The organism is Pantoea phytostimulans (assembly GCF_046118715.1).
Classification (GTDB): Bacteria; Pseudomonadota; Gammaproteobacteria; order Enterobacterales; family Enterobacteriaceae; genus Pantoea; species Pantoea phytostimulans.
The window spans coordinates 1,189,844-1,211,177 of the sequence record NZ_CP173698.1 but is presented as its reverse complement, the minus strand read 5'-3'; the positions used below and the strand labels follow the sequence as shown (position 1 = coordinate 1,211,177).

Here is a 21,334-nt window from a genome sequence, read left to right as displayed (position 1 = left end):
GCTATTGGCCCTCCATGTTCAACGGGAAGTGGCAGGCATAGAGATGCGATTTAGTGCCGGTCAGGCGTGGTGTTTCTACACATTTGCGTTGCGCGTAAGGACAGCGTGGGCCCAGACGGCAGCCAATTGGTAAGCTTTCTAACGATGGGATCGCACCGGAGAGCGTATTCAGACGACTTTTATGCGGCAGTGAACGGCCGAAATCAGGCATCGCGCGGATCAACGCTTGCGTATAAGGATGGTGCGGTACAGACATTAAATCTTCACTTTGCGCCGTTTCTACGGTTTGCCCACAATACATGACGTTAATACGATTGGCCCAATGGCTCATGGTGCGCAAATCATGACTGATCAGCAAAATGGTGGTGTTGTTATTTTGATTCAGGCGGCTCAGCAGACGGAAAATTTGCGCCTGTGTAGTCGGCTCCATCGCATTCGTGGGTTCATCGGCAATCAGCAGGCGTGGCTGGTTCGCCAGCGCGATCGCAATCATCACTTTTTGGCATTCGCCATCGGTCAGCTCATAGGGGAAGCTGCGCATAATGTCTTTGTGATCTTTAATGCCGACGCGATGCAATAATTCAATAGCACGCGTTTTGCGCCAGAACCAAAAGCGCCGATACCAACGTCCTTTATAGGTCCAGCGTGGAATCGCCTGCATCAACTGGCGACCAACACTTTCCGATGGATCAAGACAGGCTTGCGGCTCCTGAAATATCATTGAAACGTTGTGACCAATAATGCGACGACGTTCGCGCGGCGACAGGCGCAGCAAATCGATATCGTCAAATACCATGCGGTCTGCTGTCACGCGCCAGTTGTCCTTGGTTACGCCGCAAATGGCTTTGGCAACCAAACTTTTGCCCGAGCCCGATTCGCCGACCAGGCCGCGAATTTCCCCTTCGGTCAACGTCAAATTAATGCGATCAACGGCTTTTACCGGGCCGTCAGCAGTCATAAATTCAATCGTCAAATTACGAATATCAAGTAACGGCATTATTCCACTCCCGCTTCGACGGCACGACGCATGCCGTCACCGAGCAGGTTAATAATCAGTATGCTGACCATCAGCGCCGCGCCGGGTAACATCACCGTCCAGGGTGCCACATAAATCAGCTCCAGCGAATCACCCAGCATGGCGCCCCATTCAGGCGAAGGCAGTTGCGCGCCCAGATCGAGAAATCCCAATGCTGCAATATCCAGTATCGCCATAGATAACGCGCGCGTTATCTCACTGATCAACATGGGCAACACGTTCGGCAAGATCGCATAGCGCAGAATATTGCGGCTGGTGGCACCATCAAGCCGCGCCGCCACCACATATTCTTTCTCCAGTTCATCGTGTACCGCGCTGTAAATGGCGCGCACCAGCCGTGGCATCAGCGCCAGCCACACGGCGAGCATTGCGTGTTCCAGACGCGGCCCAAGAAACGCGACCACGATAATCGCCAACAGCAGCGAAGGAATCGACAGCAAGGTATCCAACACATGATTCATCACGGCCGATCGCACGCCATGCGTCATTCCCGCTAATACACCCAGCACCAGCGCCCAGAATGCGGCAAACAGCGTAACGAGAATGGCGGAGCCCACTGTAGGGGCAACACCGCTCAGCAAGCGACTTAATACATCACGACCTAAGTCATCAGTGCCCAAGAAAAAAGAGACATCGCCGTAACGTGACCATGAAGGCGGCAAGAGTTGATAACCGAGAAACTGCTGATCGATGCCGTAAGGCGCCAGCAAGCCGCCAAACAAACACAGCAGCAGCACGGCACCAAAGCCGTACAAGCCAATCATGGCGGGTGTATCGCTATAAAAGTGGTGCCAGCTCTGACGAAATGCGCTGGGCAGTCGCTTCTCAGCGTAGATATTATCTGAGGGCATACCACTCCTTATGTTTTAACGGATTCATCGCCGCACCCACTACATCAGAGATCACATTAATCAAAATGACTAAGCCACCAATTACCATGACACCTGCGGAGATGGCTGCGTAATCTTGTTGGCGAATGGCGTTGATTAGCCAGCGGCCCAAGCCTGGCCAGTTGAATACCATTTCGGTGATCATCGCCAGCGTGAGCATGGTGGAAAACTGCAGACCAAGACGCGGAATCACCGGCGGCAAAGCGTTATGCAGGACGTGGCGACGAATCACTGTTAAGCGCGATAAACCGCGGGTGGCGGCCGCTTTGACATAGTTTTTATCCATCACTTCACTGGTGCTGGTACGCAGCAGACGAATCACTTCGGTGGTGGGCACAATCGCCAGCACTGTAACGGGCAAAATCATGTGATGCAGCACGCTGATCAACATCTCATGGCGCCACGGCGATGGGCTTATCCAGGCATCAATCAGGGCAAATCCGCTGACGTTTTGCACCGGATAGAGCAGATCGTAACGGCCCGAAACCGGCAGCCAGCCCAGCGTTAACGAGAAAAACAGCGTTAACAACAGCGCCAGCCAGAACACTGGCATGGAAAAGCCGAGCAGCGCCAGCGCACTGATGATTTTGTCCTGCCAGCGGTTACGCATCACACCCGCGCAGATACCCAGCGGAATACCCAGCAGCAACGCCAAGATAAACGCCAGAATGCACAGCTCCATCGTCGCGGGGAAGACTTCACGCAGCTGTAATCCGATCTCTTGACCGTTGGTACTGGAAAGACCAAAGTCGAGTTGCAACATGCCTTTGAACCAAAACCACCAGGCATCCATCAGCGATGCGCCTTCCAGCGGCGCATTCGGCGTAAAATAGCTCAAACTAAAGCTCACCAGTGACAGAAGAAACAGCGTGATCACCAGCAGCAACAGGCGACGCAGAATATAGATAATCACTTAAGGCTCCTCTCGCTCATCACGATAGACACCGGCAAACGAGGCGTTGCCAAACGGGCTCAACACCAATCCTTTAATATCGTGGCGATACGCCTGCAAACGCAGCGACGACGCCAGCGGCAGCACTGGTAGCTCCTGCGCCAGCATCTGCTGAACACGATCGTAGTTATCAATTCTTCCCGCCAACTGTTGCGTCAACAGCGCGTCTTGCAACGTTTCATCGAAGGCTGGCAAACACCAGTGCGCGTAATTAGTTTGCGAACGAATGGCGGCACAGCTTAATAGTGGGCGGAAAAAACTGTCAGGATCGTTGCTGTCGGTAGCCCATCCCGCCAGGGTTAAGTCATTATTCATTGACATAAGCTGGGCTTCCTGGAACCTTCCCTCAACTGGCACGATAGTGACGCTAACGCCAACTTGCGCTAAATCCGCCTGTAACAGTTCAGCAGTTTTTAACGGGCTGGGATTCCAGGATTGTGATGACGAAGGCACCACTAAACGCAGATGCAAATCTGTAACACCCAGCGCTTCCAGTGCTGCGCGTGATTTTTTGGGGTTATATTCCGTCACGCGTGCATTGTTGTCATAAGCCCAGGATGCGCGCGGCAAAATCGACGCGGCGGTTTCGGCTGTGCCGTAATAAATCGACTCCATCAGACGTTCATTGTTAATCGCCAATGCCAGCGCATGACGCACTTCAGGGCGGTCTAACGGCGCTTTACGCGTATTAAACGCCAAATAGGCAATGTTCATACCGGGACGCAATGTCATGCGCAGACGTGGATCGTCGCGTAAAATACTGAGCTGGCTGGCGGCGGGGTAGGCGAGTACGTCGCATTCGCCGGTCAGCAGCTTAGATAAGCGTCCTGTGCCGCCAGCACCGAGATCGATCACCGCCTGTTGCAGACGCGGCACGCCTCTCCAGTACTGCGGGTTGCGTGCCAGACGAATATATTGACCTGTACGGTACTCGCTGAGCTGGAACGGCCCGGTGCCAACTGGCTGGCGATCCAGTTCTTCCTGACGACCTACAGCGCTGAGCTGATCGGCATACTCTTTCGATAAGACAGGCGCATAGTGCGTAGCCATATGCCAAAGAAACGAAGCATCCGGGCTATTGAGCCGCATCTCAACGGTGTTGTTATCGATTTTTTTCACGCTTTGCACTGAATCGGCAAATTGCAGGCTGTCGAAATAGGGATAACTGCCGCCGTTAACGTTATGCCAGGGATGTTTGCGATCAAACATGCGAGCAAAACTGAACACCACATCATCAGCATTAAGCGTCCGTGTGGGTTTGAACCAGTTGGTCTGCTGGAAATGCACGCCCGAGCGCAAGTGAAAACGGTAGGTCGCACCGTTATCGCGCACTTCCCAGCTTGCGGCCAGATCAGGTTTCAGCCGATACGTGTAAGGGTCGACGTCCAGAAGACGGTCATAGAGCTGGGCAGCCAGCGTATCAACCGCTAAGCCGCTGCTGGCCATTTGTGGATTAAACGTGCTCAGCGTGCCGTTAACGCAATAAACAAAGCCGCTCTGGCGAATGTCGCCCGCAGGTGCAGACCACGCAGGCGCACTCAATACACTGAGGCTGAGCAACAGCGAAAAGATTAGTTTGGACATAGAACTCAACGATTTTGAGGCATTACGCTGAGTGTATAGCAAAGCAGCCTTTGTCCAAAATCTGTGGCGCTGGCAGGTCGATTATTATTCGCTGCGGCGCAAAAAGTAATCACAGTGTTAGTGTGGAAATGAGAAAAATTCTCAATTAGAGCTTTACAGATGATAATAGGAATGATTATTATTCATCTGCGCTTCGACGGTGGCTCTACCGAAGAAGAGCACGACATTGCTCACAACGGTGCGCACTCATACATGATTGAAACTCGCTTGCCGCCTTGCCTCAGCGCAAAATATTTTGAAAAAACCGGTGCGCATTCACACGTGATTGTAAGGGCGGACGCGGCGTTGGCTGCGCGTTAACTCACATCGTCCCTTGCCTGAATACCGTGTTTTTTCATCATGGCGCGAAGCTGGTGGTAAGTGACACCCAACAAGCTTGCTGCGCGGCGCTGATTATATTTCGCTTGCAGTAAACCAGCTTCGACTAACTCACGTTCCTGCTGATTCTGCCATTGGCGCAAATCAACCGGTAAAGCAGGAAGGTCGGCGAAATCCGTTTTGATGTCAGTCACTTTATTAGGCTCGCCACGTGACGCAAACGGATTGATGATGATCTTTTCCAGCATCTCTTCACTGCTGTTATGACGATAAACCGAGCGTTCAACCACATTCTTGAGTTCGCGCACGTTTCCCGGCCAGCTATGATCCAACAAGGTTTTGCGCGCTTCATAGGTGAAACCCGGAAACAGCGGTAAGCCCAGTTCCCGACACATCTGGATAGCGAAATGTTCTGCCATGACCAATATATCGCTGCGCCGTTCACGCAGTGGCGGTAGCTGCACCACATCAAAGGCCAAACGATCGAGCAGGTCAGCGCGAAATTTTCCTTCCGCCGCCATCACCGGCAAGTCTTCGTTGGTCGCGCATACCAGCCGCACATTGATCTGCAAAGACTGATTGCCGCCTACGCGCTCCAGTTGCCCATATTCAATGACGCGCAACAGCTTTTCCTGCACTAACATCGGCGCTGCGCCTAATTCATCCAGAAAAAGTGTGCCGCCATCAGCGCGCTCAAAGCGGCCAAAATGACGTTTTTGCGCGCCGGTAAAGGCGCCCGCTTCATGACCAAACAGTTCAGAGTCGAGCAAATTTTCATTAAGCGCAGCGCAGTTCAAAGAAATAAACGGACCTTGCCAGCGATCGGAAAGATAGTGCAAACGGCTGGCGATCAACTCTTTGCCCGTCCCGCGTTCGCCAATGACCAACACCGGCTTTTCCAGCGGTGCCAGCTTTGACACTTGCTCAAGCACCTCCAAAAAGTTGTTGGATTCCCCCAACAGATTATCTCTTTGCTCTGACATGATGAAATTCGCCATCCGTTAATCAAATTGACTACAACGAAGTAGGGTTTAAGTGTAGTGATTTTTTAAAAGTCAGCAATATCAGGATGATAAAAACTGGCACGCATCTTGAATTAAGTAATCAGCGCATGACGCACATATGACTTTTAAAGAGGAACATCATTATGGGTATTTTTTCTCGTTTCGCCGATATCGTAAACGCTAACATCAACTCGCTGCTGGAGCGTGCAGAAGATCCGCAGAAACTGGTACGCCTGATGATTCAGGAAATGGAAGACACGTTAGTTGAAGTTCGCTCAACTTCAGCACGCTCACTGGCTGAAAAGAAACAGCTGAGCCGTCGTATTGAGCAGGCTGAAATCCAGCAGTCTGAATGGCAGGAAAAAGCTGAGCTGGCGCTGCGTAAAGATAAAGATGATTTGGCCCGTTCTGCGTTAATCGAAAAACAGAAGCTTACCGATTTGATTGCCACCTTAACGCAGGAAATCAGCCTGGTTGAAGAAACGCTGGAGCGTATGAAAGGCGAAATCGGCGAGCTGGAGAAAAAACTCAGCGAAACGCGGGTTCGTCAGCAGGCATTGACGCTGCGTCATCAGGCGGCTTCTTCTTCACGTGATGTCCGTCGTCAGCTCGACAGTGGAAAAATCGATGAAGCAATGGCGCGCTTTGAATCTTTTGAGCGCCGCATCGATCACATGGAATCTGAAGCGGAAAGCTACGGTTTTGGTAAGCCTAAAACGCTGGATCAGGAATTTACTGACCTCAAAGCGGATGACGAAATTAGCCAGCAGCTGAATGCGCTGAAAGCCAAAATGAACCGCAGCGAATAAATTCACATAATTGCGAATACTGATTAAGGAGAGTCAATGAGCGCACTTTTTCTTGCCATACCGTTAACGATTTTCGTGTTGTTCGTTGCGCCGATCTGGTTATGGCTGCATTACAGCAACAAACGTAACGGCGGATCGGAGCTGTCGCAGAGTGAAATTCAGCGTTTACAGCTCGTCACCAAAGATGCGCAGCGCATGCGCGACCGCATTGAGGCGCTGGAAGCGATTCTTGATGCGGAGCACCCACATTGGAGGCAGCCATGATGAAAGGACGTAAGTTGTGGCGCATACCCGATGAGGGAAAGTTAATGGGCGTGTGTGCTGGCTTAGCTGAATACCTCGACATTCCGGTGCGTTTGTTACGGGTCATTGTGGTGTTATCGCTGTTCTTTGGCCTGTTCGTGTTTACTGTTATCGCCTATTTTGTTTTGGGTTTTGTGTTAGACGTAAAACCCGCTGATGCTGCGCCGAACGAACGCCAGCCGAGCGCCAGCGAACTGCTGGATCAGCTAGAAACCGCCTTGCAGCATGACGAGCGCAGCGTGCGGGATATCGAGCGCTACGTCACTTCAGAAACCTTTAGCGTGCGTAGCCGCTTTCGTCAGATTTGATTTTCATCTTTCACGGGCCTGTTTCAGGCCCTTTTGCTGACTCCTCGGAGGTGTTGATGTCACTACGTTCATCTGCTTTTCGCCATCGCGCGGCACCCGCGTTGAAGTCGGCGGCTAAATTCATCATTATCAATGCTGTCACCTACGGTCCCGCCGGCGTTACTGGTTGGGCAGTGAAATCCGTAGCGCGTCGTCCTTTACGTCTTCTGCTTTCACTGGCGCTGGAGCCGCTGCTGAAACGCGTGATGAACCGGGCGGCATCGCGCTTCATCAAGGAAAAAGATGAAAAGACTGCAAACTGAATTAACAGCGTTGATGAATCGTGGGGTTGATCGCCATCTACGTTTAGCGGTAACCGGGTTGAGCCGCAGCGGGAAAACTGCATTCATCACTTCGTTGGTCAATCAACTTCTTAATGTTAACAGCGGCGCACGATTGCCGCTGTTTTCCATGGTGCGGGATGAGCGTCTGCTGGGCGTAAAGCGCGTCCCGCAGCGTGACATGGGCACGTCACGTTTCACTTACGATGAAGGACTGGCGCAGCTTTATGGCACGCCGCCGTCCTGGCCAACACCTACGCGCGGCGTCAGCGAGATGCAGTTGGCACTACGTTATCGCCCCCGCGATTCGCTGATGCGTCACTTCAAAGATACCGCCACGCTTTATCTCGAAATAGTCGATTATCCGGGTGAATGGCTGCTCGACCTGCCGATGCTGGCGCAGGATTACACTGACTGGTCACGGCAAATGAATGGCTTGCTGCAGGGCGATCGCGCTGAATGGGCAAAACCCTGGCGCGAAATGTGCCAGCAACTCGATCCTTTCGCGCCTGCTGATGAAAATCGACTGGCCGATATCGCTGCCGCCTGGACCGACTATCTGCATCGCTGCAAATCTGAAGGTTTGCACTTTATTCAGCCGGGCCGCTTTGTTTTGCCGGGCGATATGGCGGGTGCGCCTGCGCTGCAATTCTTCCCATGGCCAACCGGCGACGATGCGCAAGCCAGCAAACTGGCGCAGGCCGATAAAGGCAGTAATTTTGCCATGCTACAACAGCGCTTTCATTACTATTGCCAACACGTGGTGAAGGGCTTCTATAAAAATTACTTTCTGCGCTTCGACCGCCAAATAGTGTTAGTCGACTGCCTTCAGCCACTGAACAGCGGGCCGCAGGCGTTTAACGATATGCGGCTGGCGTTGACCCAGCTGATGCAGAGTTTCCATTACGGGCAGCGGACGCTGTTCCGCCGACTCTTTTCACCCGTGATTGATAAGCTGCTGTTCGCCGCCACGAAAGCCGATCACATCACCAGCGATCAGCACGGCAACATGGTTTCACTGTTGCAGCAGTTGGTTCAGGACGCCTGGCAAAATGCCGCCTTTGAAGGCATTAAAATGGATTGCATCGGTCTGGCGTCAGTGCAGGCTACGCAAAGCGGTTTAGTTGATCACCGTGGTGAGAAAATCCCGGCGCTGCGCGGTCATCGACTTGATGATAATGAACCGCTTACCGTGTATCCGGGCGAAGTGCCACCGCGCTTGCCGGGCAATGCTTTTTGGCAGCAGCAGGGTTTTCAGTTTGAGCAATTTCGCCCACAACAACTGGATGTTGATCGTCCGCTGCCTCACATTCGCATGGATGCTGCGCTGGAATTTTTATTGGGAGATAAACTGCGATGAGCGATCCATTAAAACCTCGTATCGATTTTGCTCGCCCGCTGGATGATGCGCGCGAAATGCCGTTGCGTCCCGCGCAGGCATTTGAAGAAGATGCACAAGCCGCCTTTCTTGCCGTGAAAGAGGATGATGTCAACGTCGAAGAAGAGGGTGCAGGTGAGCGAGCAGTTGAGGCGGCACTCAAACCAAAACGCAGTATTTGGCGAAAAATGGTCGGCGCTGGAATCGCTATTTTTGGCATAAGCGTAGTTGCCCAAGGGGTGCAATGGACGCATGATGCCTGGCTGGAACGCGACTGGTTTTCGCTGGGTAGCGGCGTAGCGGGTGGATTAATCATTGCCGCTGGCGTCGGTGCGTTAGCCAGTGAGTGGCGGCGTTTATACCAGCTACGTCAGCGTGCCGAAGAGCGTGATGTCGGGCGTGAATTGCTGTATAGCCATGGCATCGGTCAAGGCCGGGCGTTTTGTGAAAAACTGGCGAAGCAGGCGGAGCTTGATCAGGCGCATCCCGCGTTACAGCGCTGGCAAGCGTCGCTACACGAAACCCATAACGACAGCGAAATTGTGCGCTTGTATGCCCAGCTGGTGCAACCGGTGTTGGATCGTCAGGCGCGTCGTGAAATAAGCCGTCATGCCGCTGAATCAACATTGATGATTGCGGTCAGTCCGCTGGCGTTGGTCGATATGGCCTTTATCGCCTGGCGTAATTTGCGCCTGGTGAACCGCATCGCCGCTATCTACGGCATTGAGCTCGGCTATTTTAGCCGGATCCGTTTGTTCCGCTTAGTCTTACTCAACATGGCGTTTGCTGGCGCTTCTGAACTGGTGCGCGAAGTGGGAATGGATTGGGTATCGCAGGATATTGCGGCAAAGCTTTCAGCACGCGCTGCGCAAGGCATTGGTGCAGGTTTGCTAACAGCGCGATTGGGTATCAAGGCGATGGAGTTATGCCGTCCGTTGCCTTGGTTGGAAGAAGATAAGCCGCGTTTAGGCGATTTCCGCCGTGAACTTGTTGGGCAACTCAAAGAGGCGCTGCAAAAAAGCAACGCTTAACGCCGCGTTGATCGACGCGCGCTGAGTTATCGCAGCGCGCATATTACTCATCTCGCCTAAATCCTCGCCACAGACACAAAAACTGTCAACTTTTCCTGACAGATCTCTTTCTGTCACGCGCTAAGTTAGCGTATTATCGCTGAATCTTAACCTGTTTAAGGCCATCGCAATGCGTTTGGAAGTCTTCTGTCAAGACCGCATCGGTTTGACGCGCGAACTGCTTGACCTGTTGGTGGCGCGTAATATTGATCTGCGCGGCATCGAAATCGCGGCCTTGGGCCGTATCTATCTAAATTTCTCAGCGCTGGAATTCGAACAGTTCAGTAATCTTATGGCCGAAATCCGCCGTACACCGGGCGTGACGGATGTGCGCACTGTCACGTACATGCCATCTGAACGCGAGCATCGCGCCTTGAGCGCTTTGCTGGTTGCGATGCCCGAACCGGTGTTTTCTATCGATCTCAAAAGCAAAGTAGAACTGGCTAACCCAGCCGCCCTAAACCTGTTCAATCTCGACGAACAGAAAATGCGTAACTTCAGCGCGGGCAACCTGATCAACGGCTTTAACTTTATGCGTTGGCTGGAGAGCGATCGGGTTGAAGCTCAGGCGCAGCATGTGGTGATTGAAGGGCGTGATTTCCTGATGGAAGCGCGTCCTATTTATCTCACAGCGGAAGAGGGCCAAGGCGATCAGCCGGTGGGCGCTATGGTGATGCTGAAATCCACAGCGCGCATGGGACGCCAGCTGCAAAACCTGATTGTTACCGATGAATCAGAATTCGATCATATCGTTGCTGTTACGCCGAAAATGCGTCAGGTGGTCGATCAGGCGCGCAAGTTAGCGATGCACGATGCGCCGCTGCTGATTGTGGGTGATACCGGCACCGGCAAAGATATGCTGGCGCGTGCCTGCCATCTGCGCAGTGCTCGCGGTAAAATGCCGTTCCTGGCGCTGAACTGTGCCTCATTGCCGGATGAAGTCGCGGAAAGCGAACTTTTTGGCCATGCAGCGGGGGCGTACCCCAATGCGCTGGAAGGCAAAAAAGGCTTTTTTGAGCAGGCTAATGGTGGTTCGGTGCTGCTGGATGAAATTGGTGAGATGTCGCCACGTATGCAGACTAAACTGCTGCGTTTCCTCAATGACGGCACTTTCCGCCGCGTTGGGGAAGAGCACGAGGTTCACGTTAACGTTCGGGTGATCTGTGCGACGCAGAAGAATTTAATTGAGTTAGTCCAGCGAGGCGAATTTCGTGAAGACCTGTTTTATCGACTGAATGTATTAACGCTGAATCTGCCGCCGCTGCGCGATCGCCCTCAGGACATATTGCCGCTCACGGAGATGTTTATTGCTCGCTTCGCGGATGAGCAAGGTATTCCGCGTCCTCGGTTGTCGCCACAGTTAGCCCCTTTCTTAATGCGTTACAGCTGGCCGGGCAATGTGCGTCAGCTGAAAAATGCACTCTATCGCGCGCTGACTCAGCTTGAAGGATATGAACTGCGACCGCAGGACATTGTTCTGCCAGAGCAGGCGCTGGATGTGGCGTTGGGCGATGAAGCCATGGAAGGGACGCTGGATCAAATTACCAGTCGTTTCGAGCGATCCATTTTGACGCGTCTCTACATTTCCTATCCGAGTACGCGCAAGCTGGCTAAACGTTTAGGCGTTTCGCATACGGCTATTGCGAATAAGCTGCGTGAATATGGTTTGGGGCAAAAGCGTACGGAAAGTGAGTAGCCTGTTCTGAATAAGCAGCCACGAATCAAAGACTGAAAATAAACGTAAAAGCGGATAACCAGGTTATCCGCTTTTTTTATTACTTCAGTACAGCCAGTGCCGCGTCGTAATCAGGCTCATTGGTGATTTCATTCACCAGTTGGCTGTAGATAACATTGTCATTCTCATCCAACACCACCACTGCGCGAGCCGTTAAACCCTGCAGTGCGCCTTCCGCAATTTCGACACCATAATCTTGTTTGAACTCAGTGCCACGCAGAGTAGACAACGTGATGACGTTGTTCAGGTTATCTGCACCGCAGAAACGCGACTGAGCGAAAGGTAAGTCAGCTGAAATACACAGCACCACGGTATTGTTCAATTCGCTGGCGAGCTGATTGAATTTGCGTACCGATGTTGCACAAACGCCGGTATCAACGCTTGGGAAAATGTTCAGAACTTTGCGTTTTCCTGCATACTCAGAGAGCGAGACATTTGCCAGCGTCTTTGCAACCAGCGTAAAAGGCTTGGCGCGCTCGCCCGCTTGTGGGAACTGACCTGCAACCAGCACGGGCTGATCTTTGAAATGAACTGTCTGGGACATAGATGTTCCTTTTTATGATGGAATAATTGCCGAAAAATTTGCGTAAGATGAAATATAGTCATTGTTTATGACATATTTTTTAAGGGTTTACGAGTGCATTCGTCGTACTACGCTCAGGGCTAAGTCGCCAGTGAGCTGATTAAGGAGAGGTGATGAGAACGGTAAAAAGTTATCCCGAAGCCTGGCCGTTACACACGCCGTTTGTGATTGCACGTGGAAGTCGTACCGAAGCTAAAGTTGTGGTGGTTGAACTGGAAGAAGCCGGTATCAAAGGTGTGGGTGAAGCGACACCTTATGCACGTTACGGTGAAAGCGAGCCGTTAGTGTTGGAACAGATCGCCACGCTGCTGCCGCAACTCCAGCAAGGTATGACACGTGAAGCGTTGCAATTGGCGCTTCCCGCTGGCGCAGCGCGTAATGCCATTGATTGCGCATTGTGGGATCTGGCGGTAAATCAGCGGCAGCAATCGTTGCTGCAACTCAGCGGCATGACCGCGCCCGATTCGGTCGTCACCGCACAAACTGTCAGTATTGATGCGCCGGAAGCGATGGCCAGTAGCGCGTTGGCCTTATGGCAAAATGGGGCGACGTTGTTAAAAATCAAGCTGGACAACAGCTTCATCACTGAACGGCTAATCGCGATACGTGCCGCGGTGCCGGACGCAACCTTGATCGTTGATGCTAATGAATCATGGCATGCAGAGGGATTGGCGGCGCGTTGTCAGTTATTAGCCGATTTGAATATCGCGATGCTGGAGCAGCCGCTGCCAGCAGGGGAAGATGCCGCGCTGGCGACCTTTATCCATCCGCTGCCGATTTGCGCTGACGAAAGCTGCCACACGCGTGACAGCCTGCCTTCACTGCGTGGTCGCTATGAAATGGTTAACATCAAACTGGATAAAGCAGGCGGGCTAACGGAAGCATTAGCCCTGGCCGATGCCGCCAGCAAAATGGGGTTCGAGGTGATGCTGGGCTGCATGCTTTGTACTTCACGCGCCATTCGTGCAGCGTTACCGTTGGTGTCAAAGGCGCGTTTCGCCGATTTAGACGGTCCAACCTGGCTCGCAGTGGATGTTGAACCGGCACTGAAAGTGCAAAACGGCAGGGTGATTATTGCTGCCAGCGCAGTAAATTAATCATCATGTCAAGGTAGGTTTCCGTGGCTTCATCCACGGAAATCACCGGCATCTCCGCTGTTACGCAGGGCAAACTCAGGTCGTTACACCAGCTGCCAAAGGAGCCCGGCGTGTCATAACCGATGGCGCTCACGCGGGGCAACGCGGTGTGCTGTGCCAGCCATTCACCCACTGCAACCTGATGAGGATCGTCAATACAGGCCAGAGGTTCATGCCACGAGACAATCCAGGCCGGTTTGAGCTGATGAATCAATGCGCACAGCGCCTGCGTTTCGGGTTCCGACGAGGGATGCGTGCCGGTAGATAACCTGACATCGCGATCGTCAGCCACGCTATTCCAGCGGTACACCGTATCGGCCGATTGCCAGTTAGCCGCCGGAAAGTTGCGATTGAGATCGACACCATTGGCATTAGCGCGTAATCCAAGCTGGCATCCATCTGGATTCACTGCCAGCACGACATGATGACGACGGAGATGATCGGGCAAGCTCCGCATGGCAGCAGAGAGCGTGGCAATTGTCGCGTTTTCATCGCCATGCGTGCCCGCCAGAATCAAACCACTGTCTGCATCGGCCTGCGGCGCGGGGAACCAAAGCAGCGGTGCGCCCAACACCGATTTGCCATAAAGCTGAAACGGAACATCCAGTTTGCCTCGCAGCGATCGCGGGTGTAATGACGACATGTTCACTCTCTTTGAAGGGGTTTACCCTAAAAGTAGCTGAAAAGCCTGCGCGGGAAAATAGCTATTTATCAATCAGCAATTTGCGCTAAAGTGCCCGAGGACAAGCTGCGTCAGACAGGGTCTGATGCAGCGCTTCTTTGGGGTAAAGAGGTGATGATGATCAACACGTTTCGCATGACGTTGGCGGCGCTCAGCCTGGCCAGTGTTATCTCGCCCGCGCTGGCGGCCAATGTACCGGCGGGTGCACAACTCGCCGATAAACAAGAAATCGTACGCCATATAAAAGATGAACCCGCTTCGCTCGATCCTGTGAAAGCCGTGGGATTACCTGAAATTCAAGTGATCCGCGACCTGTTTGAAGGTCTCACTAACCAGGACGCACACGGGAAAATCGTGCCGGGCGTGGCGCAAAGCTGGAGCAGCAGCGACAACAAAACCTGGATTTTCACCCTGCGCAACACGGCTCGCTGGTCAAATGGTGAGCCGGTTACTGCGCACGATTTTGTCTACAGCTGGCAGCGGCTGGTCGATCCTAAAAATAGCGCGTCTTTCGCCTGGTTTGCCGCTCTTAGCGGCATTGAAAATGCGACAGCGATCACCAAAGGTGAAATCAGCCCAGACAAACTTGGCGTGACTGCGCTGGATAATCAGCGTTTGAAAGTGACACTGGATCGCCCGGTGCCTTGGTTTCCAAGCCTGGTTGCTAACGTGGCGCTGTTCCCGGTACCACAAAAAGTGGTAGCGAAAGAGGGCGAAAGCTGGACATCGCCGGGCAAATTGGTGGGCAATGGCGCGTATCAGCTCAGCGAACGAGTGGTAAATGAAAAAATTGTGCTGACGCGCAATCCGCAATATTGGGATAACGCGCATTCGGTGCTCTCTAAAGTGACGTTTTTACCGATTAACGAGGAATCCAGCGCGACCAAACGCTATCGCTCTAATGACATCGACATCACCGAATCTTTCCCCAAAAACATGTATGCGCTATTGAAGAAAGAATTACCGGGCGAGGTGTATACACCGGATCAACTCGGCACCTATTACTACGCGTTTAATACACAAAAAGGACCCACGGCGGATGTGCGGGTGCGCAAGGCGCTGTCCTGGAGTATTGATCGCAGCATTATTGCAGAAAAAGTAGTGGGAACCGGCGAAAAACCGGCCTGGCACTTCACGCCAGACGTGACCGCAGGATTCAAACCGCTGGACTCCATTTTACAGCAGCATCCACAAAATGAGCTCAATGCCCAAGCCAAAGCATTACTGGCATCAGCAGGGTATGGACCTGAAAAGCCTTTGCATCTCAAGTTGCTGTATAACACCTCTGAAAGCCACCAAAAGATTGCCATTGCTGTCGCCTCGATGTGGAAAAAGAATCTCGGCGTTGACGTCACGCTGGAAAATCAGGAGTGGAAAACCTATATCGACAGCCGAAACAGCGGTAATTTTGATGTGATTCGCGCTTCGTGGGTGGGTGATTACAATGAGCCGTCAACTTTTCTTAGCCTGCTAACATCTGGCAACACTAGCAACATCGCACGCTTTAAAAATGAGGATTACGATGCGGTGATGGCAAAGGCCAGCAGTGAAACCAGCGAACAAGCCCGCAACGTCGATTACAATCGTGCAGAGCAAATCCTTGCCGATCAGGCCCCCATTGCGCCCATTTATCAATATACCAATGGCCGTTTAATCAAGCCGTGGGTGAAAGGTTATCCCATCACCAACCCCGAAGATGTGGCCTATAGCCGCGAACTCTGGATAGAAAAACAGTGATCCTGCCGCGGCCTGTTCACAGGCCGCGTTCTGACATTTTTACTCACAGCCAGAAGATTGCATCTGTTTGCTGCCACGCTAGACTGTATCGTATTGATTTTGGTAGTGAGGCTCCATCGTGGATGTGATTGAAGGCAAAGCGTTACAAGTTTCAGATGCCATTATTGCTTGTCAGCTTGACGGTAAGGGTGGCCAGATTGCCATCGAAGATAAAGATATTATTCACTGCGAGAAGCCGTGTTGGCTCCATCTAAATTACACCCATCGCCAAAGTGCCGAGTGGTTGCAATCTACGCCGCTGCTGCCTGATTCAGTGCGCGATGCGCTGGCGGGAGACAGTATGCGTCCGCGCGTTAGCCGGTTGGGTGACGGGTTCATGATTGTGCTGCGTAGCGTCAACCACAACAGTGATTCACGGCCAGACCAGTTGGTTGCTATGCGGATGTTTATCAACGATAAGTTGATCGTCTCAACCCGTCGCCGCAAAGTGTATGCAGTAGATGAAGTGTTGACCGATCTGCAGAATGGTAATGGTCCGGTGGATTGCGGTAGCTGGCTGATAGATATCTGCGACACCTTAACCGATCACGCCAGTGAATTTATCGAAGAGCTGCACGATAAAATCATCGAGATGGAAGATGCACTGCTTGATCAACGCATTCCCGCACGGGGCGAATTGGGCTTACTGCGTAAACAACTGATCGTCATGCGGCGCTATATGGCACCGCAGCGTGATGTTTATGCACGCCTCGCCAGTGAAAAATTACCCTGGATGGATGATACCGAACGCCGTCGCATGCAGGAAATTTCGGATCGTTTAGGGCGTGGTCTGGATGATTTAGATGCGGGTGTTGCGCGTACTGCGGTGCTGGCAGATGAACTCGCGTCAGTGATGGCGGAATCGATGAACCGTCGGACTTACACCATGTCATTAATGGCGATGATTTTCTTGCCCGCGACCTTCCTGACTGGCTTGTTTGGCGTCAATTTAGGCGGCATTCCCGGTGGCGAATGGCGCTACGGTTTCAGCGTTTTTTGCTTTCTGTTGGTGGTATTAGCCTTGGGTGTAGCGGGCTACCTCAAACGGCGACGCTGGCTTTAAAAATTGCTTAAAGAGGGTTATCAGCATGTTATAGAAACGTTTTTATCGGACAGATGATGGAGAAAGGGCGATAAAAACTGATCGATATCAATAACGCCGAACGCCGATTGTCGCAAACTCTCTTCCGCAGGTGAATGCAACGTCAAGCGATGGGCGTTGCGCTCCATATTGTCTTACTTCCTTTTTAGAATTATTGCATAGCACATTATAATTCGAATCATGCCGGCCTTATCCGCCGGCTTTTTTTTTGCCCGCCTGGCTCAGCCGCACATTCTTTCCTATGCTTAAGTACATACGATAAGTACAGACGAAAAATACATTCGAAAAGTGTCCACGCAACAGAAGGAGAACGGCATGAACGCGATTATCGCCAGCGAACCGATTCCAACTGACCCAACGCCAATCCCCGATCCGTTTCCACAACCTCAGCCGCAACCCGATCCACCCAACCCTGACTTCCCGCCGGTTATGGATCCGCCGCCGCACAGATAAAAAAGGGCGCGCTGTTATGCAGCGCGCCCTCTCTGTTTCTACGTTGAATTTTACTTAATCTGTAGCACATCCAGTCGCGTACTCAGGACTGGCGACTCTTCCTCTTCCGCGCGCCAGCCAATCGGCTGCACCGGTAAGGTTTCCCGGTCAAACGCTAAATCGCCACCATCCACCACGGCATCGCCGTGTTTGATGCCTTTGAAGTCAAACAAATTGATATCAGCCATATGCGATGGCACCACGTTTTGCATTGCGCTGAACAGGGTTTCAATACGACCGGGATAACGTTTATCCCAATCGCGCAGCATATCTGCTACGACCTGACGCTGCAGGTTCGGCTGTGAACCACACAGGTTGCAAGGGATGATTGGATACTGGCGCGCCTCAGAGAAACGAATAATATCTTTTTCACGACAGTAGGCCAGCGGGCGAATAACGATGTGTTTGCCGTCATCGCTCATGAGCTTCGGCGGCATTCCTTTCATTTTTCCGCCATAGAACATGTTCAGGAACATCGTCTGCAAAATGTCATCACGATGATGGCCTAAGGCGATCTTAGTGCAACCCAACTCACTCGCGGTTCGATAAAGGATGCCACGACGCAAGCGAGAACACAGCGAGCAGGTCGTTTTGCCTTCAGGGATCTTATCTTTGACGATGGAATAGGTATCTTCCTCGACAATCTTGTACTCAACGCCCTGTGATTCCAGATATTCCGGCAGGATGTGACCCGGAAAACCGGGCTGTTTCTGATCGAGATTCACCGCCACCAGGCTGAAATTGACGGGCGCACTTTTCTGCAAGTTACGCAAAATTTCGAGCATGGTGTAGCTGTCTTTGCCGCCGGAAAGGCAAACCATGATGCGATCACCTTCTTCAATCATATTGAAGTCAGCAATGGCAGAACCGACATCACGGCGCAGGCGCTTCTGCAGCTTATTAAGGTTGTACTGCGCTTTCTTTGTATCTTCTTGACTTTGTTGCATTTAATTATTGCCTGACATTGAGGTGAGCACCCGATAAACGCGCTGCGTCAGCACGTGACCCGGTCACTAAATAGAGCGACATCGACTATGCACAGTATGGTACGGATTGCGGCGATGAAAGCCAGCATGATTTTAGCGTAAGCCGGCGTGTTCACCGACAGGCCTGTCAGGTCCTCCTTGCGATAAGTTTCCCCCTCTATCCTCTGTAATTAAACGCTATTAAGGCTTTGAATGAACCGACAAAGCCTTAACGCCATCAGTTTACATTTGCCCGCTGTTGCAAAATTTTTACAGCCTCTGCCGCCTCGCGTCCCAGCTCAGCCAGATCGACGCCGGGAATCACATCATCTTCGACAATCACTTTTCCCTGGCAGAGCAACATTTTCAATGCCGCGCGTCCGCCACACGCCACTGGCCCGATAGCACTATCATGCAGGCCAAAATAGCGCGGATCGTCAAGTCGATAGACAGCGATGTCAGCCGCCATGCCCGGGCGAAGTTCCCCCGTATCCAATCCTAATATTTGCGCACCGCCAGACGTTCCCCAACGCACCACATCTTCAATCGTGGCGGCATCGCCGCCGCCTTCAAAGGTTCCGCCCGCGTAACGCGGTTTCGCCAGCATCCCTTTACGTGCGCGCTGTAATTGCCATGCTGCATGGGTTTCGCTTTGCATATCTGCGGCTTCATTAGAGGCGGCACCATCCACGCCAATGGAAATTTTCACACCCGCTTGCTCCAGCCCAATTAAATCAGCGATACCGCTACCAAGCCGCGCATTGCTTTGCGGGCAGTGAGCAATACCTGAGCGCGATGCACCAAGCATCGCAATCTCTTCAGGCAGCAATTTGACCAGATGAGCAAACCAGACATCCTCACCAATCCAGTCATGTTCGGCGCAAAACTGCAAAGGCGTCATGCCAAATTTTGCTTTTGCCGCATCCAGATAATCGACAGTCTCTGAGAGATGGCTGTGTAAACCAATGCCAAGTTTTCGCGCCAGGCTGGCGCTTTCACGCAATTCTTGCGGCGTAGTTGAATGCAATGTCGTTGTGGGTGCCATAACCACGCGGCGCATGGCATGTTGGCTCGGTTGATGATAGCGCTGAACCAGCCGTTCGACGTCCTCCATCCATCGATCAAATTTTTCAGGCCGTAAGGCTGTCGGTAAGCTGCTTTCGAGTCCACGACTTTGGGTGGCGCCGCCCCGGCATAAAACAAAACGCACGCCTAATTTCTGCGCTTCATCAAACAGAATCTCAGCGCCATCAAACGGCATATCGGGCCAATAAAGGTAGTGGTGATCGGCAATCGTGGTGCAACCAGAACGCACCAGTTCAATTAAACCCACACGCGTCGCCACGCGAAAGGTCTGCTCATCGAAAGCGCCACGAAAACGGTAGGGCGTGGCAGCCAGCCACGCGCCCAGACTCTGATTCAACCCTTGCGGCTCACCTTTTAGCAGTGATTGAAACAGATGGTGATGAGTATTTACCCAGCCGGGATAGACAACACAATCTCGGGCGTCGACCAGCCTCTCTCCCTGTTGGCATGTCAGGCTTCCCATTTCAGTGATAATGCCTTGCCGGATGCGAATATCACTTGCAGTGCTGCGCGGCTGTTGGCGGTTTCCCGTGAGAATCGCATGGCAATTTTTGATCAGTAGCGCGTCCATTCTTTCTCCTTACAGGGCAGGCTGCGGGTAAAACTGGGTCGTAAACGCGCTCTGCCAGTTAACAGATTTATTCAGCAGGCCAGCGTTAACCATAAAATCTCGTGTTGCCTGCCAGCGTGCAGGTGTCATGGCGCCAATTCCTTGCTTAGCCGCATCGCCGCCCTCAATGAGATGTAACGTTTTGAGCTGTCCAACGCCAAAGGCCAGCACGGCATCGGTCATTTGTGGATTCTCTTTTTTTATCAGGGCATTACCGGGTTTAGGATCGCTAAGATAAGATTTCCATCCTTCCATTGATGCGGCAACAAAGCGTTTCATGACCTCCGGTTTTTCTGCCAGCAGATCGTCGCGCGTGACCAGAATGCCGCCATAAGCGGGATAGCCGTAATCGGCAAAAAGATAGAATTTACTGTCCGGTTGAACGGCTTTGATCTGCTGAACTTCTGAAGTGGCATACGCCTGCTGCGCCGTATTTTTATCGGCGAGAAAAGGCTGCATGTTGAAGGTATAAGGGCGAACCTGAGCGTCGCTGAGCTGATATTTGCTTTTCAACCATGGCCACCAGCTGGCTTGACCGCTGGCAGACACTAATACGGTTTTGCCTTTCAAACTCGCCAAAGAATCAACATCGCTGTGGGTGATAATGCCCTGTGGATCAAACTGGAAGGGCGCGGCAATCGCTTTCAGGGGAAAGTTTTTCGCAATGCCCTGCAGTACCTGAAGGTCATAGCTGATGATGACATCTGCACGCTTTGCCAGCAGCAGCGTCATGTTATTAAGTTGCGGCCCACCAGAACGCACCTCAACATCAAGGCCATATTTTTTATAAATTCCGGTGGCAACAGCTTGGTAATAACCCCCTTGTTCTGCTTGCGCAACCCAGGTTGTTTGTAGAACCAGTTTGTCTGCGGCGTGAGAGAGGGCGCTAGCACTCATCGCGAAGGTGAAAAGAGATAAACGGAATAACGACATTGACATTGTAACCCCCAATTCAAGCATGAAAATGCCATCAGGGGATGAGTGGCTAAGCGTTGTGCTCGCGATGCTTATCATCGCCCCCTGACGAGGTACAGCCGAAGCTGCAGAGCAATGTCCCACATGGATTCTGCTGCCATGTTGACCGCTTATACTCTGAAGTTTTTGTTGCAAGCCACATGCCAGCTACAAAACGGCG

Annotated in this window: 22 protein-coding genes; 12 read left to right on the top strand and 10 right to left on the bottom strand. The window is 52.3% G+C overall.

Annotated elements, in window-relative coordinates; all coding sequences use genetic code 11:
- Position 1: 1 nt before the first annotated feature.
- The 4 genes from sapD to sapA are packed head-to-tail and all read right to left on the bottom strand — an operon-like array spanning position 2 to position 4,462.
- Complete coding sequence (gene sapD / locus ACF2G4_RS05740; protein WP_215846735.1) at positions 2 to 997, bottom strand: putrescine export ABC transporter ATP-binding protein SapD; 996 nt, start codon at positions 995 to 997, stop codon at positions 2 to 4.
- Entirely contained in the window at positions 997 to 1,887 is an 891-nt protein-coding gene (sapC, locus tag ACF2G4_RS05735; protein WP_243077863.1) for a putrescine export ABC transporter permease SapC, read from the bottom strand. The genes sapD and sapC overlap by 1 nt, the downstream gene beginning before the upstream one ends.
- Complete coding sequence (sapB, locus tag ACF2G4_RS05730) at positions 1,874 to 2,839, bottom strand: putrescine export ABC transporter permease SapB (protein ID WP_215846736.1); 966 nt, start codon at positions 2,837 to 2,839, stop codon at positions 1,874 to 1,876. The genes sapC and sapB overlap by 14 nt, the downstream gene beginning before the upstream one ends.
- On the bottom strand, positions 2,840 to 4,462 hold the full coding sequence (gene sapA / locus ACF2G4_RS05725) for an ABC transporter substrate-binding protein SapA (protein WP_332628158.1): 1,623 nt from the start codon (positions 4,460 to 4,462) through the stop codon (positions 2,840 to 2,842).
- A gap of 171 nt (positions 4,463 to 4,633) precedes the next feature.
- On the opposite strand from sapA, the gene ACF2G4_RS05720 reads away from it, so the two are divergent.
- Positions 4,634 to 4,822, top strand: a complete 189-nt coding sequence (locus ACF2G4_RS05720) for a hypothetical protein (protein ID WP_409075681.1) — start codon at positions 4,634 to 4,636, stop codon at positions 4,820 to 4,822.
- On the opposite strand, the gene pspF is transcribed toward ACF2G4_RS05720, so the two are convergent.
- Complete coding sequence (pspF, locus tag ACF2G4_RS05715; protein WP_409075680.1) at positions 4,819 to 5,823, bottom strand: phage shock protein operon transcriptional activator; 1,005 nt, start codon at positions 5,821 to 5,823, stop codon at positions 4,819 to 4,821. The genes ACF2G4_RS05720 and pspF overlap by 4 nt on opposite strands.
- A 164-nt stretch (positions 5,824 to 5,987) precedes the next feature.
- Between pspF and pspA the strand changes: the two genes are divergently transcribed.
- The 7 genes from pspA (at position 5,988) to tyrR (ending at position 11,728) form a co-directional block, all read left to right on the top strand.
- Positions 5,988 to 6,653 carry a phage shock protein PspA gene (gene pspA / locus ACF2G4_RS05710; protein WP_215846738.1) on the top strand — a complete coding sequence of 222 codons (666 nt, stop codon included), beginning with the start codon at positions 5,988 to 5,990 and terminating at the stop codon, positions 6,651 to 6,653.
- A gap of 36 nt (positions 6,654 to 6,689) precedes the next feature.
- Positions 6,690 to 6,917, top strand: a complete 228-nt coding sequence (pspB, locus tag ACF2G4_RS05705; RefSeq protein ID WP_215846739.1) for an envelope stress response membrane protein PspB — start codon at positions 6,690 to 6,692, stop codon at positions 6,915 to 6,917.
- Complete coding sequence (pspC, locus tag ACF2G4_RS05700) at positions 6,914 to 7,264, top strand: envelope stress response membrane protein PspC (RefSeq protein ID WP_215846740.1); 351 nt, start codon at positions 6,914 to 6,916, stop codon at positions 7,262 to 7,264. Before pspB ends, pspC begins: the two co-directional genes overlap by 4 nt.
- A 56-nt stretch (positions 7,265 to 7,320) precedes the next feature.
- The gene (pspD, locus tag ACF2G4_RS05695; RefSeq protein ID WP_215846741.1) at positions 7,321 to 7,566 is read left to right on the top strand and encodes a phage shock protein PspD; all 246 of its coding nucleotides are present in this window, start codon (positions 7,321 to 7,323) and stop codon (positions 7,564 to 7,566) included.
- The gene (locus ACF2G4_RS05690; RefSeq protein ID WP_409075679.1) at positions 7,547 to 8,944 is read left to right on the top strand and encodes a YcjX family protein; all 1,398 of its coding nucleotides are present in this window, start codon (positions 7,547 to 7,549) and stop codon (positions 8,942 to 8,944) included. Before pspD ends, ACF2G4_RS05690 begins: the two co-directional genes overlap by 20 nt.
- Positions 8,941 to 9,993 carry a YcjF family protein gene (locus ACF2G4_RS05685; protein ID WP_409075678.1) on the top strand — a complete coding sequence of 351 codons (1,053 nt, stop codon included), beginning with the start codon at positions 8,941 to 8,943 and terminating at the stop codon, positions 9,991 to 9,993. Before ACF2G4_RS05690 ends, ACF2G4_RS05685 begins: the two co-directional genes overlap by 4 nt.
- Positions 9,994 to 10,162: 169 nt before the next feature.
- The gene (gene tyrR / locus ACF2G4_RS05680; protein ID WP_243077868.1) at positions 10,163 to 11,728 is read left to right on the top strand and encodes a transcriptional regulator TyrR; all 1,566 of its coding nucleotides are present in this window, start codon (positions 10,163 to 10,165) and stop codon (positions 11,726 to 11,728) included.
- Between the two features lie 79 nt (positions 11,729 to 11,807).
- Here the strand turns inward: tyrR and tpx are convergent, their stop codons facing one another.
- A complete protein-coding gene (gene tpx, locus ACF2G4_RS05675; RefSeq protein WP_215846743.1) occupies positions 11,808 to 12,311 on the bottom strand; it encodes a thiol peroxidase in 504 nt (167 codons plus the stop codon).
- 152 nt (positions 12,312 to 12,463) lie between these two features.
- Here tpx and ycjG point away from each other — a divergent pair, with 152 nt between their 5' ends.
- Positions 12,464 to 13,447, top strand: coding sequence for an L-Ala-D/L-Glu epimerase (ycjG, locus tag ACF2G4_RS05670; RefSeq protein WP_409075677.1), 984 nt, complete (start codon positions 12,464 to 12,466; stop codon positions 13,445 to 13,447).
- Here ycjG and mpaA read toward each other — a convergent pair.
- Positions 13,422 to 14,129 (bottom strand): murein tripeptide amidase MpaA, encoded by a 708-nt coding sequence (gene mpaA, locus ACF2G4_RS05665; RefSeq protein ID WP_409075676.1) that lies wholly within the window; start codon positions 14,127 to 14,129, stop codon positions 13,422 to 13,424. The two genes, ycjG and mpaA, sit on opposite strands and share 26 nt — an antisense overlap.
- A gap of 156 nt (positions 14,130 to 14,285) precedes the next feature.
- Here mpaA and ACF2G4_RS05660 point away from each other — a divergent pair, with 156 nt between their 5' ends.
- The 3 genes from ACF2G4_RS05660 (at position 14,286) to ACF2G4_RS05650 (ending at position 17,499) form a co-directional block, all read left to right on the top strand.
- Positions 14,286 to 15,905, top strand: a complete 1,620-nt coding sequence (locus ACF2G4_RS05660) for an ABC transporter substrate-binding protein (protein WP_409075951.1) — start codon at positions 14,286 to 14,288, stop codon at positions 15,903 to 15,905.
- A gap of 118 nt (positions 15,906 to 16,023) precedes the next feature.
- The gene (zntB, locus tag ACF2G4_RS05655) at positions 16,024 to 17,007 is read left to right on the top strand and encodes a zinc transporter ZntB (protein WP_215846746.1); all 984 of its coding nucleotides are present in this window, start codon (positions 16,024 to 16,026) and stop codon (positions 17,005 to 17,007) included.
- 354 nt (positions 17,008 to 17,361) lie between these two features.
- Positions 17,362 to 17,499 carry a hypothetical protein gene (locus tag ACF2G4_RS05650; protein ID WP_243077870.1) on the top strand — a complete coding sequence of 46 codons (138 nt, stop codon included), beginning with the start codon at positions 17,362 to 17,364 and terminating at the stop codon, positions 17,497 to 17,499.
- A gap of 50 nt (positions 17,500 to 17,549) precedes the next feature.
- Here the strand turns inward: ACF2G4_RS05650 and ttcA are convergent, their stop codons facing one another.
- The 3 genes from ttcA to ACF2G4_RS05635 form a co-directional block, all read right to left on the bottom strand.
- The gene (gene ttcA, locus ACF2G4_RS05645) at positions 17,550 to 18,485 is read right to left on the bottom strand and encodes a tRNA 2-thiocytidine(32) synthetase TtcA (RefSeq protein WP_215846748.1); all 936 of its coding nucleotides are present in this window, start codon (positions 18,483 to 18,485) and stop codon (positions 17,550 to 17,552) included.
- Between the two features lie 256 nt (positions 18,486 to 18,741).
- Positions 18,742 to 20,160: an amidohydrolase family protein gene (locus ACF2G4_RS05640; protein ID WP_409075675.1), complete on the bottom strand. Its 1,419-nt coding sequence runs from the start codon at positions 20,158 to 20,160 to the stop codon at positions 18,742 to 18,744.
- A 9-nt stretch (positions 20,161 to 20,169) separates the two neighbouring features.
- The gene (locus ACF2G4_RS05635) at positions 20,170 to 21,132 is read right to left on the bottom strand and encodes an ABC transporter substrate-binding protein (protein WP_409075950.1); all 963 of its coding nucleotides are present in this window, start codon (positions 21,130 to 21,132) and stop codon (positions 20,170 to 20,172) included.
- Positions 21,133 to 21,334 lie beyond the last annotated feature (202 nt).